This is a genomic window from Bradyrhizobium sp. AUGA SZCCT0169, from assembly GCF_018130085.1.
Classification (GTDB): Bacteria; Pseudomonadota; Alphaproteobacteria; order Rhizobiales; family Xanthobacteraceae; genus Bradyrhizobium.
Genome location: NZ_JAFCMC010000007.1, coordinates 1 through 12,763, shown reverse-complemented (window position 1 = coordinate 12,763; position 12,763 = coordinate 1). Strand labels below are relative to the sequence as shown.

The 12,763-nt window shown below is 59.1% G+C and carries 9 protein-coding genes and 2 pseudogenes; 3 read left to right on the top strand and 8 right to left on the bottom strand.

The features are described 5' to 3' along the window. Positions 1-829: 829 nt before the first annotated feature. The 3 genes and pseudogenes from JQ609_RS10850 to JQ609_RS10840 form a co-directional block, all read right to left on the bottom strand. Entirely contained in the window at positions 830-997 is a 168-nt protein-coding gene (locus tag JQ609_RS10850; RefSeq protein WP_212273410.1) for a hypothetical protein, read from the bottom strand. A 61-nt stretch (positions 998-1,058) separates the two neighbouring features. Continuing rightward, a pseudogene (locus tag JQ609_RS10845) lies at positions 1,059-1,531 on the bottom strand (AtaL-like protein). A 42-nt stretch (positions 1,532-1,573) separates the two neighbouring features. Beyond that, the gene (locus tag JQ609_RS10840; protein ID WP_212273409.1) at positions 1,574-2,443 is read right to left on the bottom strand and encodes an SDR family oxidoreductase; all 870 of its coding nucleotides are present in this window, start codon (positions 2,441-2,443) and stop codon (positions 1,574-1,576) included. A gap of 102 nt (positions 2,444-2,545) precedes the next feature. Here JQ609_RS10840 and JQ609_RS10835 point away from each other — a divergent pair, with 102 nt between their 5' ends. Continuing rightward, positions 2,546-3,436 (top strand): LysR family transcriptional regulator, encoded by an 891-nt coding sequence (locus JQ609_RS10835; RefSeq protein ID WP_212273408.1) that lies wholly within the window; start codon positions 2,546-2,548, stop codon positions 3,434-3,436. Between the two features lie 962 nt (positions 3,437-4,398). Here the strand turns inward: JQ609_RS10835 and JQ609_RS10830 are convergent. From JQ609_RS10830 to JQ609_RS10820, 3 genes and pseudogenes are all read right to left on the bottom strand, one after another. Then, entirely contained in the window at positions 4,399-7,422 is a 3,024-nt protein-coding gene (locus tag JQ609_RS10830) for a response regulator (RefSeq protein ID WP_212273407.1), read from the bottom strand. A gap of 1 nt (position 7,423) precedes the next feature. Further along, a complete protein-coding gene (locus JQ609_RS10825) occupies positions 7,424-8,479 on the bottom strand; it encodes a hypothetical protein (protein ID WP_212273406.1) in 1,056 nt (351 codons plus the stop codon). A 278-nt stretch (positions 8,480-8,757) separates the two neighbouring features. Next, a pseudogene (locus tag JQ609_RS10820) lies at positions 8,758-9,253 on the bottom strand (transposase); the annotation flags it as partial. A 421-nt stretch (positions 9,254-9,674) separates the two neighbouring features. Between JQ609_RS10820 and JQ609_RS35520 the strand changes: the two are divergent. Further along, complete coding sequence (locus tag JQ609_RS35520; protein WP_283813845.1) at positions 9,675-9,797, top strand: hypothetical protein; 123 nt, start codon at positions 9,675-9,677, stop codon at positions 9,795-9,797. A gap of 231 nt (positions 9,798-10,028) precedes the next feature. On the opposite strand, the gene JQ609_RS10815 is transcribed toward JQ609_RS35520, so the two are convergent. Together JQ609_RS10815 and nagA are read right to left on the bottom strand one after the other, a co-directional pair. Further along, the gene (locus JQ609_RS10815; RefSeq protein ID WP_212273405.1) at positions 10,029-11,231 is read right to left on the bottom strand and encodes an aspartate kinase; all 1,203 of its coding nucleotides are present in this window, start codon (positions 11,229-11,231) and stop codon (positions 10,029-10,031) included. Further along, positions 11,232-12,413: an N-acetylglucosamine-6-phosphate deacetylase gene (gene nagA / locus JQ609_RS10810; protein WP_212273404.1), complete on the bottom strand. Its 1,182-nt coding sequence runs from the start codon at positions 12,411-12,413 to the stop codon at positions 11,232-11,234. A 117-nt stretch (positions 12,414-12,530) separates the two neighbouring features. Here nagA and JQ609_RS10805 point away from each other — a divergent pair. Then, positions 12,531-12,763: BadF/BadG/BcrA/BcrD ATPase family protein (locus JQ609_RS10805; RefSeq protein WP_283813841.1), on the top strand; the 233-nt coding region annotated here is incomplete at its 3' end.

Here is a 12,763-nt window from a genome sequence, read left to right as displayed (position 1 = left end):
GTTAGCGTCGGCGCAGGCTCGCCGCGATGGGTCAGCGGTGCTGCTCTTGTCCGCTACAGGTCAAAAACAGAGTTCCTGAGCGCAACCGGGCTTCGCCGAGGACGGATGATATCGGCCCGGTGGAGAAGGTTCGAAAAGTGCCGCCAATCCACGAGTTTAGAGAAGGGATCGAGGTTGATCACAGAAAACACCCCGCAGAGCATTCGCGCTCTGCGGGCCGCGCCGGGCTCAAAATTAATTGCTTACTGAATGAGTCCGCCCAGCCTTCTCCATCTTGCATCGAGCGGGTCGTATTACGAGTCCAAAATTATCTTCCCTCGAATGAAACACAAGGGGTGTTGCGCCGAGGAGACGGCGGTATGTTGGCGCGGGTCGCCAAAGTTAAGGTTTTATGCCGGGGCCTTAGAGAAGGCACGAGATTAAGGCGTGACGCACAAATTCAGAATGGTCGGGCCCGACGTCCGCTTTGGTGCGCACTTCCGGACTCAAGTTGGACATCGCGTGAGGTCCGCAAGGTGCCAAATGCCAACAAGGACAAGGTTGGCATGCTTTCTATAGTGACATGCGGGTCGGCACGATCGCCGTGCAGCCTTGGAAGGCGGGCAAGATGGGGGTGCGCCGCCAGATTTCTCCCGCCGAGACGGCCCCTGCTTAAGTATTGCCCGAGGCGCTCCGGAGCGAGGTTTGAATGCAAAACTAGTTGTTCAATGCCAGGTCGCCCTATCGTTCAGGACAGAGGGACGACGAGGATCCAGTCAAGTCCGCTGGTTTGAGACGATCGCTTCCCTGACGGTTCTTGTCTGCGTGCACTTTCTTCAGGAGAAGCGGATTACTTTGTCAAAGAAGAAACCGCCGTGCTCGGCGCTATCGCCGGCCCCGATTCCGGCTGCCCGCGCTCCAGCGCCTGGCCGACGATTAGACGGCCGGTACCGCCGGTGCCACCAAGAACCAGTATCTTCGATTGCGCGCTCTTGGCGCCATTGTTCGTGAGATTCATAGATGCCTCCCTGAATAGCGGGACGTAAAGGCACCGTCCCGCAGTTTTGGTTCCGGTTGATTCAAAGCTTGCCCTCCGCGATTAGCTCGCGGGTCCGCCTAAGCGTGGACAGCAGGGCGGCTTTGTAGCCCGTCTCGCTGTCAAACTGCGCCTGCTGGGCCTGCTCTTCGGGGCCGAAGCGCTTCTTGCCGCGGAGCCCGATGCAGCAATAGAACCGCAGTTGCAGCGCGCCGGCATCGTCCTCGAAAAGCTTGTTGATGATGGCACCTTCGCGCGGGCCTGTGGCCTGGAAGAAGGTGACCTTTTCTCCAGCTCGAAGGCGATGATCTCGCGCAGATCGTCACCTGCGATCGTGGCTTCACGTACGATGTGCGTCGCGCCCTCCTCCGCGACCTCGCAACGGGTGCAGAGGTTGGGTGGAAGAAATAGCCGCGCGTCGCGGGCTTTGAGAACCAGGCCCTTCCACGCCTGCGCGCGGGTTAGCGGTGAAGCGCCTTCCGGATTCACCGGGACGGTGGCGGTCGAATAGATCATGGTCGTGTTCCTTGGTTTCGTGATTGGGTCTTGCCGCTGCCGTCAGGCAGAGGCTGTGATTTCGGAAACGAAGTCGCGATAGGACCGCAGGGGACGGCCCAAGAGCTTGGTCAGACGCTCGACGTCGCCGGCTCCGGGAACCATTCCTTCGGTGAGGAATCGCTCGCTCATCACCCGCATGTCGAAAGCCATCCAGCTCGGCATGAACTGCCGGAGGTTCTTCTCGAACCCCGCGGTGTCGTCGCCGGAATAGGTAATCGTACGCCCCAGCACCTCCGACCAGATGGCGGCGGCGCTCGTGCCCGTCAGCGTGTCGGGACCAACGAGATTGAACCGTTCGAGCGGAAGTGGCGTGGCGGACTTCTCCCGGCGGATGAGTTCGATGGCCGCGATCTCGCCGATGTCGCGGGCGTCAATCATCGCGAGCCCCTTGCTGCCGATCGGCATCGGGTAGATGCCGTATCCGGTCACGACGTCCTTGATCGTGAGTTCGTTGTTCATGAAGTAGGCGGGGCGCAGGATGGTGGCCTTGAAGCCCATCTGCTCGATCATGCGCTCGACGCCGAACTTGCCCGCGAAGTGCGGCACGTTCACGTAGAGGTCGCTGTGGATCACCGAGAGGTAGACAATCCGATCGACGCCGGCTTCGCGGGCGAGGTTGAGCGCAGTCAATGCCTGGGTGAATTCTTCCGCCACCACGGCATTGAGCAGAAACAGGGTCGAGGCCCCTGAGAACGCGCTCCGAAGAGAGTCGACGTCCAGCAGGTCGCCCTTCAAGACATTGACGCTCGCCGGGAAGTTGGCCTTGGACGGGTCGCGGACGAGAGCGCGGACGTCGGCACCACGCTTGACGAGTTGTTCGACGACTTGGCGGCCGACATTGCCGGTTGCGCCGGTAACGAGGATGGTCATGGGATCACTCCGGTTCGGTTAGAAGACACATTCGCAAATTAGTGATCCACACTTGCGCCGATAGACGCTATATTGGGACAGACCGTCTCATTGGTGGAACACATGGATTTGCTCGCACTCGCCGATTTCAACCTGGTTGCCCGTCACGGAGGATTTGGACGGGCCGCCCGCGCTACTGGACGTCCGAAAGCGACGCTCTCCCGCCGGGTGTCCGAACTAGAAAGCAGCCTCGATCTGCGCCTGTTCGAGCGAGGAGGGCGCGCACTGAAACTCACCCAGGAAGGTCGGGCCCTCTATGAGCGGACCGGAGCTTTGCTCGCCGAGCTCGGCGAGACGGCGGCGGCGATCGCATCAGGCGGAGAAAAGCCAAAAGGGAGGTTGCGGATCAGCGCGCCTCTGCTCTTCTCGCAGACCGCGATGGGTAAGTTGGCTGCAGCGTTCGCGCTGAAATATCCGGAGGTCCGGCTCGAGGTCACGACGGAAGACCGCGCGGTCGACATGATTGAGGAAGGCTATGACCTGGTTATAAGGGTCAATCCGGATCCGGATGAAAGCCTCGTCGGACGGATCTTCTTGCGCGACCGGCTTGTGGTCGTGGCGAGCCCTGCCCTGACCCGTCCAAAGGCAGGTTTCGCCGTTCCGGCCGTGGTGCGCGGCGCGAGCGATCTGAGCTCCGCCTGGGAAGTGGTCGCGCCACGCGGAAAGTCGCGGATCACGATCGATCCGGTTCTTCGCCTCACGGGCATCGTCATGGTCCGCGATGCCGTCCGCGCAGGCGTAGGCGCTGCGCGCCTCCCCGTGTCGCTGGTGAGTCACGACCTGACCGCCGGCAAGCTTGTCCGCTGGGGTGATGTCGACGGACCCGAAATCGCCATTTGGACGCTCTACCCGTCGCGCCGACTGTTAAGCGCTCGCGTATCCGCGTTTCTGGATTTTCTCAAGCAGGCCTTCCCCTCGGGGACGCCCGAGGAGCTTGCCGCCTTCATCGATTAGCATAAGCGCTAAACCTCCGCCCGAGAACAAATGCGACCGAGTCGATAAAAAGGCGAACGCGCGGCAAAGCGCACGTCGACAGGGTGGGCGGTCAGCAGTTGGAGAAGGGCTTGACCACGTTTGCCCAAGCAGACATTCATGTAACCCTTCCACTGGGTGTTCAAGAACAGAGCCAGGAGAAACTTGGTAAGCCTGTTCTTGGCCTGGAATGTGTAAATCCATCTCAGGGGTGTTCCGCCCTCCGCGGGCTCGAACTACCACTTTCCCCTGCGTGAGACATCAGATGCTTGTGCGCGAAGCTTGGACTACTCACGCGACTGGCGAAGTATCCCGGGCGTTATAGGCTGTCAGACCTCCGTAGACCGTGCTGCCGTCCATGAGATGCAGCACACGATCCCACGCTCCAACGTCGATGCCACACCGGGCACAAGCCCGTAACCCGTCACAACCTTCGGAAGGCACGTCCTCGGCAGCCACGAAGTCCAAAACCTCGCAGGTTCCGTCACAAAACTTTAAAATAAGACTGCTCATATCATGTTGGCTGGCTATGGCCTCTGCCGTGGGGCAGGACAATTAATATGGTCGGCGGGGCCGCCTGAATTTTAGAGCAAGGCAGGCGGCCCACTCGGCTACCGATGCTAAGTTCCTGACATCGCTGTCGCGAACGTATGGTATTGCACTCAGCAGCCCTCTTGTTGGAAAAACTCGCGTTCGCGCCGTTAGAAAGCGGCGAGTTTCCTTTGTGCCGTTTCGAGAATGTTTCCCGCCTCGCAAGCCCTCGAGAGGCGGGCAGCCGCGCTATCGCCACGCTCAACGCCGCCCGTTTTTGAGGACCCTGCAGCGAGGGCCGAGACAAAAGCCGACGCCAGCGGCGCAAATTAGGACTGACCCCACGCTTGCGCCGATCCAGCGCCAAGCCCCGCTCTCTAGTGATTTGTTCGCGGTTTTAATTGCTGCATGGATCAGCTTTTCGGTTTGGAATGAATGTTTACTGACGCAAGAGCATCCACAAGGTTCCCCTCACTGTAAGGTTTGGTAACGGCGGCGATCCTTCCTTGCCCTTCGAGTTGAGCTAGTTCCGGCGCGCTCGCGCCGGTAGCGATTACGATGGGCATCAAGGGATGAAGTGCTCTGATGTCTTTGATCAATGCATCGCCGCGCCGGTCGGGAAGCCCCATATCGACGACCACGGCATCAATGCCTCCCGGAATTTTTCCAAGCGCGTTCATGGCTTCTGACGCTGAGCCTGCGACATGGACATTGAACCCGTTGCTCTCAAGATACTCAACCGCAAGCATCTGTATAAGTGGTTCATCTTCGACAAGCAGAATGCGCCCAAGCTCTCTTTTGTGGTCCAGGACATCCCTCAGCTTCTCAGCAAGCGCAGCTTGGCTAAACGGTTTCGTAATAAGGTCGACCCCCGCGTCAAGCCGCCCATCGTGGACAATGGCGTTCCGGGCATATCCTGTCGTAAACAAAACCTTCAAATCAGGCCTGAGCCTGCGTGCTTCTTCGGCCAGTTGACGGCCGTTCATGCCACCGGGCAGCCCGACATCCGTAAAGAGAACCTGAATCTCAGGATGGCTTTCGAGGATGCGCAGACCACCCGCACCATGCTCAGCAGAGAGGACGTCGTACCCCAATTCCATCAACGTATCGGTGCTATATGCCCGCACATCGGGATCATCTTCGACGACCAGAACAACTTCGTTTTTGGCTCCGCGCGCGAGTAACTTCTCCGTGGTATCTTCGGCCTCTTGCGAGACCGCGTACGCGCGGGGCAAATAGAGTTTTATCGTCGTGCCTTCACCCAACTCGCTATAAAGTTTGATGTGGCCACGCGACTGTTTGATGAAACCGTATACTTGGGAAAGGCCCAGACCCGTTCCATGTCCTACGTCCTTGGTGGTGAAGAAGGGGTCAAAAGCCTTTGCCTTTACTTCCGCGGTCATGCCTGATCCGGTATCTGTGATGGCGAGCATCACATACTGCCCCGGTACGACTTCAATCTGGGACGCGGCGTATTTTTCGTCTAGATAAACATTTGCTGTTTCGATGGTCAACTTGCCCCCATTCGGCATCGCATCGCGCGCATTCACAGCCAGATTGAGGACGGCAAGTTCGAGCTGGTTCTGGTCGGCAAGAGCCTGCCACATCCCACCGCTCAGGACAGTCTCCACCACAACATGTTCGCCAAGCGTACGGCGAAGCAAATCGGACATCCCGGGAATCATGCGGCCAAGGTCAACCGGCTTTGGATCCAGCGGCTGTTGACGGGAAAAGGCAAGCAGGCGTTGAGTGAGAGATTCCGCCCGCCGCGCGCCCCGCATTGCGCTTTCCATGGAGCGTTGCAAGCGCGCGACGTCTGGCCGTGACTCGCCGAGTTTTCGCTGCATCGTTTCGAGATTGCCGATAATCACCATCAGAAGATTATTGAAATCATGGGCAACGCCGCCGGTCAGATGACCGATAGCTTCCATCTTCTGCGCCTGCCGCGCCCGCTCGTCTGCGGCACGCCGCTCCGTCAGGTCACGTGTGACTTTCGCAAATCCGATATGCCTGCCGTCCGGCCCAAAGATTGCGTTGATGACTACGCTCGCCCAGAAGCGTGACCCGTCCTTGCGCAGGCGCCACCCTTCGGCTTCGTATTTTCCGGTTTCGAGCGCGGTCCGAAGCGCAAAAGTAGGAACCTCGCGGCTCAGGTCTTCGGGCGTGTAAAAGGTAGAAAGGTGCCTACCTATAATTTCGCTCCGCGTATAACCTTTGATCCGCTCCGCTCCGGGATTCCAGTTGATGATGTTTCCGTTAACGTCGAGCATGTAGATCGCGTAATCCGTCACACCCTGCACAAGGTGCTCGAAACGACGCTCGGTATCTTCCAGCTTCGTCAAACTTAGGGCCAACTCCCGCGCGCGCCCCTCAGCTCGTCGTTCCAATTCTTCATTTAGCTCCTGAAGATCGGCTTCGACCCGCTTGCGCGCAGCGATCTCTTGCTGGTTCGCCCGGTGAAGCCGGGAATTATCAATCGCGACTGCCGCCTGTGCTGCCAACGACTCGATGATGCGCTCGCTCCCTAAGGTGAAAACACCAGGCTGCGAGTGTCCGAAGAATAATCCTCCCAAAACGTCTCCAGAACGAGAGACGACAGGCGATGCTACATAGCTTCGCACCGGAGGATGTTCAGCGGGCATGCCATGGTAAGGCGGGTTTTTGCCGTACCGTGGATCTGCCAGAATATCGTCAGACCGCACCGTCGGCCGGCCCCGGAACGTCGGCTCAAATATTCCAGTGTTGCGCGGCATCGGAAATTTTTCGAAGGCCGCACGTGGAGCACCGGATAGCGTATAAAGTGTGTACGATTCGCCGTCCTCCCTCAGGACGTTGTAGAAAAACGCACCGAACTCGGCATGGCTCAGCTCTACGCCTGCATCGGTTACTGCTTGAACCAGGCGTTCGAGATCGTGCTCCGCCGCAACAGTGACGCCAACCTTGTTTAAAACCTCAAGAGCGCGCGTTTCCAGCCGTGCCTCGGCGACCCTTGCTTCAAGGGTTTCGTTCATTGCCAATAGACGGGCTTCTAATGCCTTGCGTTCCGTGATCTCGAACAGCGCTCCGCGCAGTCGCGGCGCACTGTCCGATGTCGCCTGCCCACGCGCCGCTATCCACTTCAGGCCCTTGTCTTTATGGCGTATCCGAAATTCAACATAAAAACTGCCCGTTTCAGGCGCTGCCTGAGCAGCCACGTGAACTTTCGGCAAGTCGTCAGCGAAAACCGTTTGCTCCCAATCGTGCAAGGTGGCGTCGTCGAGGCCGAAGAGCAGTGCCGCTTGCGGGCTCCAGTTCCAGTTTCCCGATTGAAGATCGAGATCAAAAGTCGCAATTCCACTAGCGGCTTCCGCAAACCGGAGGCGGTCTTCTAAGGCGCGGGCACGATGTTCAAACTCGTTCTCACTGTCGTTTTTTACTACCACCGAACGTTCTATCATTTTACTCGCCGGACAGGATAATTTTGGCCTCGCTCATCGCCCGCAATTTGCCGAATGCGACATGTCTAGGTAAATGATTAAATCCGCAGGAACTGGTGATCAGCGTTTGTTCCGGAGCGAGCCAATCGTAAGCCTTGATGCGTGCTGCAACGAGTTCACCGGTTTCAATATTCGGGCTTTGCACATCCACGGCGCCGACGCCAAGTTGCTTGTCGCCAAGGCAGTGCTCGAAATGCGGTGTCATGTCGTGTTCGATCAGGTAGCCGTCGCAGGCGATCTTGCAAATGAGATCGGCCTTGTAACGTCCCGTATCAAAATAACGATGTCCAATCTGGCCGTCATAGTCAGGGCCAACCGCGTAGTTGCCCTGACATATGTGAACCATCACGTGCACGTCGTCGGGCAAACCCTCGATAGCCATGTTGATGGCTTCGACCGCGGCGCCGACTTCCCCTTCGCTAGAAGCCGTAAAGTATGGCTCATCGATCTGGATATGCTTGCACCCCGCAGCGGCTAGCTTTCTGAAATTCTGATGCAAGAGTTTACCGAAATCCGCCATCATCCTTTGAGTGTCACCATAGTACTCGTCGTAAGCCACTGCCGCGAGAAGGTGAGGACCTGTCATGGTGATCTTCACCGGCTTTCTGGCGAAGGCCGCTACATTGTTAAATTCTGCAACGAGGCCAAGGTCAACGGAGTCGATAATTGGACCACGGCAAATAGCCGCCGGATGAAAAACGTGCGGGTCATGTGGCGTGATGGGCTTTGGCTTGGTTTCCCCCTGGAAGGAAGGGATCATGTGCCAAAAATGGTTAAGCATCGCATTCGGAGGGGAATGCCGGTTGTGAGTACGGCGGTGCATTTCGCCGCCCGTCACGATGTCGATACCCGCGACTTCCTGCTCTAGGATCGCAGCCTGAGTTGCTCGCTGCTGCGCGTCGGCAAAATCGGCTGCGGTCAATTGGCCGGCGCTAACCATTCGGTCGAGCGGCTCATACCATCGCGGAACACTATGCGCTCCGATCACGGTCGTGGTGTACGATGGATAGCGCGACATTCCCGGTCCCCCCTGCGGCAGCCCATTGGCCCGAAGTGGGCAAGGCAAGGCCGGGCCGTCCGACGGTTTGCCCCCGCGGGTAACGCCTTACTTGCCGGAAGGTTCCGCTGTGCGGGAAGTACGGATTCGCCCGCGCCTCTAACAAATGGCGCGGCCCTTATTTTTTGCCACACCCTCCGGGAGTGTCCAGCGCTAGCTCGAACTTGTACTGGCGGGTCTACGGAAGCCTGACCCAATTCTGCTCGCCCTATTTCCCTCGGCTTGTCAGTTCCGGCACGCCGCCGTTCCACCTTCGCCCGCGTGAAGTTCTTGTCCCGATTGTTCACGGCCTTGAACTTGCTGCCATCGATGGCAACACTCGCCATCGCGAGGAGGCCCATCTCGCGGCAGAGTTCGACGAAGCGCGCACATACCCTGCGCAGCGCCAGGCCATTGTCTTATGCGGAAGTCGGCAATCGTCTTGTGATCAGGTGCGAGCCGACCCAGCAGCCACATGACTTCGACATTGCGGCCGGCCTCGCGTTCGAGCCGCCGGCTCGACTGCACCCGGTTCAGATAGCCGTAGATATAAAGCTTGAGGAGAACCGAGGGGTGGTACGATGGCCGACCAGTCGCCGCAGGTTCCACTCCCTCAAAGCTCATCTCAGCCAAATCGAGCGTATCGACAAACACGTCGATCACGCGAACAGGGTTGCTCTCGTCAATGAAATCATCAAGGCATTCGGGCAATAGCGTCCATTGCCCACGATCCGCCTGCTCAACGAAGCGCCGCATCAGCTTCCCCCGCAGAATCACGAGAGAATCATAGCAAAGCAGCGGCGTTTTCACACAGCCAGGTCAGTCGCGTCGCTCTGGCAGCGCGCCGCGAACTTCTGCTCTTCCCCGATCAGCGGACATCGCCGATCGTGTGCGTCAAGCCCGAAAAGTGCCAATACCAGTCTCGGCCAGCATGCCAGGATTTAGGGCAAGACGATCATGTTCTCGGTCCGGCCGACTCACTGGGCGGTGACCGTAATCTACCTCGCTCGATATGCGGGCGGCCGAAGGGTAGCGCGGCCCCAATACCGGTACGGCATAGGTCATGTTGCCGCGCGATCAAAACGCACGCGACGAAACGTAGCATTGTATTCTTGTGCGTGAAGGCACGTCCTTTCGACAGAGTATCGCTGGTGGCGCGCTCGATAGAGGCCAGCGCATGCTTGAGCTTTGGAACAACTGGTACGACACCCTGGCCTCGGTGGAGGCGCTTGCCAGCGTCATCGTCATTGTCCTGGTGGCTGCTGGCGCTATTACGCTGGCGGAAAGTCGGCGGCGATAAACGCGGCGGCACGTTGGTATCTGCTAAAGTTGCTGATGCGGATCGCACCCGTCTCGAAGCGTTGCTGAATGAGTCCGCGGTCGATCTGCATGTCCCCAGTGCGGCGTGGCATGTGCGGTCGATAAACGGGTGGCCCGCCCAATTCTGGGGCCGGCAAAGATCCAAGTGGTGGGGGCGCTTGGCCCAACGAAGATAAAAACAAACTAAGGGAATCGATTCCCCCTCCTCAAACTATGTTTGCTGGACAAGCGAATGCAACGCCTTAACCGCGGCCTCGCGGTCCTCCACAGGTAGAAACAGACTGACCGAATGCGGCGACAACACGTACATGTCGGGGACAATCCCGTGATGTCCGAGAACCTGCAACGCCATGAACGGCAATTCCGACGAAGCTCCGCCGAAGCAGGTGAGGCTCACCGAGCTCGAGGCCTCACGCTGCTGACGCAGATCCTTGGTTCGCTCCAGGGTGCGCAACAGTGCGTCGAGCCACTCTGAATCACATGCCACGGTCATGCTGGTTTTTCCCACGCTGAAGCTTGAGGCGAGCAGCTGCGGCCAGGACAGGCTGTTTTGCTTGAGATGCTGCGCGAACTTCTCGAAACCGTGATTGAGATCTTTGGAATCGATTTCCACATGCTCAATGCGAGCCATCGAGTTGACGGCCAGAACCTTCCCGTTTTCCATGCCTGCGACCTCTTTCATCACTTGCGTGCTGCGTTTAATGCCACCCCACTGCTTAAGAACCAGGCGCACGTCCTGACTTTGCGCCAGCTCTACGCTGCGAAAATGCAGGACGTTTGCTCCCCAGAAGCACATTTCGGACAGGGATGCGAAGTCCACTCGCCGCAGGGGCTTTGCGTCAGGCACGATGCGCGGATCGGCCGAGCAAATTCCGTCGACTTCTTTGATGATTTCACAACGTTCGGCCTTCAGCGCCGCGGCCATCGCAACGGCCGTGGTGTCGCTGCCACCCCGGCCGAGCGTGGTGATTTCCCTGGTCGCCGGGTGCACGCCTTGAAATCCTGCCAACACCACAACACGCCCATGATCAAGTTCCTCCCGGACGCGAACAGGCCGTACATCCAGAATGCGTGCGGAGGAATGGGAGCCGTCTGTCATCACGCCGGCCTGGCTGCCGGTGAAGCTGATCGCGGGCACACCGAGATCGGAAAGCGCCATGCTCATCAGGGACATGCTGATTCGTTCGCCGGTCGTTAGCAGCATGTCGAGTTCACGGCGATTGGGAGCAGGGCTTATCTCATAAGCCATCTTAATCAGCTGGTCGGTGGTCTTACCCATGGCGGAGACAATCGCCACAACACGATGACCGCGGCCACGCAGATCGGCGAGACTGCGCGCAACCGCGCGAATTTTCGCCGGTGTTTCAAGACAGGCACCGCCATATTTTTGCACGATAGTGAGATGGTTACGCATCTAACCTCGCTGGGAATCCTCGCTCGCCTCGCCCATCGAACAGACCCCGCCTATCCATGTGCCGACGACTTCAAAGTTCGGTTTGAAGGCGACAAGGTCCGCGCGGTATCCGGGCGCGATCCGTCCAAGCTCGGCGTCCAAGCCCAGAAACGCCGCGGGCGTCCGAGAGGCCATGATAAGAGAATCGACAAGGGAGATTTCGAGCAGCGCAACAGCGTTGCGCACCGCCTCGATCATGGTGAGGTGAGCGCCCGCGAGTATGCCATTCGGGCCAGTCAGGCGATTTTCGTGCAATGTGATCTGCCTTCCGTGAAGCATGAATTGCCGGTCGTTCGTGCCTGCCAATGGCATGGCGTCGGTGACAAGCATCAATCGATCGCGGCCCTTGCAGCGGAAGGCAACACGCAAGCCGGCGCGGTCAACGTGGATGCCGTCGCAGATGATCCCTGCAAACAGCCGGTCATCCCCGAGCGCGGCGCCCACCAGGCCCGGCTCCCGGGCATTCAACTGCGACATGGCGTTGAACAGATGGGTCACCCCCGAGACACCGCGATCGACCGCCTGTCCGATTTCGGCCGCGGTGGCGTCGCTGTGGCCAGCCGCGATACGCAATCCGGCGCCGATCAATTCATCGATCATGGATGCAGGCACGCATTCCGGGGCCAAGGTCACAACGGAGCGGCCGCCTTCCCCAAAACTCTTGAGCGCGGCGAGATCGCGCCGGTCGGGCACACGGATCTCGGCCTCCGGATGAATGCCCTTGCGCGACCTGTTGAGGGCCGGTCCTTCCAGATGAAAGCCGAGAACGCCGGGAACCTTCAGGCAAGCCTGGGCGACTGCGGCCAATCGCTCGATGACCTCGGTGCGATCGCTGATGAGGGTCGGCAAGCAGCCCGTGGTCCCCGCCAGGCGATGCGCTTCGACGATGCGCCGCACGCCGGCTTCCGTTGGCTGGTCGTTGAGAAGAACGCCTCCGCCTCCGTTGACCTGGATGTCGACGAATCCGGGTGCAAGGATCGCATCTGACGGCAATTGGATGGACGCGCGGGAGGCGGCGTCACTTAGGCTAACGCTTTCAATCAGGCCATTCGAAATTCCGACCGATCCCGCCCCGCGCAGCTCGGTGCCATCAAAGATGTGCTGCGCCGCAATCGTAAAAGAGGAAGAACCATCGTGGCCCATCAGCATTGATCCGAGAATGACAGTTGCGGCCTCGTGAGGCGAGCCCGCTACAAGACTTCGTATGTCCAGCCGGGTGTTTTGGGTGGACCCGGAGCGGAACCTTTGCGTTAAGTTTTCATGGCAGCAAAAGGTACCACGTATCTCGGCATTGATGGGGGCGGAACCCGGTGCCGCGCACGGATCGAGGACGAAAGCGGCAGGGTGCTCGGTGAGGCGAGCTCGGGGCCTGCCGCGACGCGGATTGGCGCCGAGAAGGTCTGGCGGGCCATTTTTGAGGCCACTGAAGCGGCAGCCGCACAGGCCGGACTGACGGGCGAGGATTTCGCGCGGATGCACGCCGGAATTGGCCT

What these genes read in the sequence shown, in the direction of transcription:
- JQ609_RS35520 (WP_283813845.1), top strand. Translation starts at nt 9,675, where the DNA reads ATGCTTGAGCTTTGGAACAACTGGTACGACACCCTGGCCTCGGTGGAG.
- JQ609_RS10815 (WP_212273405.1), bottom strand. Translation starts at nt 11,231, where the DNA reads ATGCGTAACCATCTCACTATCGTGCAAAAATATGGCGGTGCCTGTCTT.
- JQ609_RS10830 (WP_212273407.1), bottom strand. Translation starts at nt 7,422, where the DNA reads ATGATAGAACGTTCGGTGGTAGTAAAAAACGACAGTGAGAACGAGTTT.
- JQ609_RS10840 (WP_212273409.1), bottom strand. Translation starts at nt 2,443, where the DNA reads ATGACCATCCTCGTTACCGGCGCAACCGGCAATGTCGGCCGCCAAGTC.
- JQ609_RS10835 (WP_212273408.1), top strand. Translation starts at nt 2,546, where the DNA reads ATGGATTTGCTCGCACTCGCCGATTTCAACCTGGTTGCCCGTCACGGA.
- JQ609_RS10825 (WP_212273406.1), bottom strand. Translation starts at nt 8,479, where the DNA reads ATGTCGCGCTATCCATCGTACACCACGACCGTGATCGGAGCGCATAGT.
- nagA (WP_212273404.1), bottom strand. Translation starts at nt 12,413, where the DNA reads ATGGGCCACGATGGTTCTTCCTCTTTTACGATTGCGGCGCAGCACATC.
- JQ609_RS10850 (WP_212273410.1), bottom strand. Translation starts at nt 997, where the DNA reads ATGAATCTCACGAACAATGGCGCCAAGAGCGCGCAATCGAAGATACTG.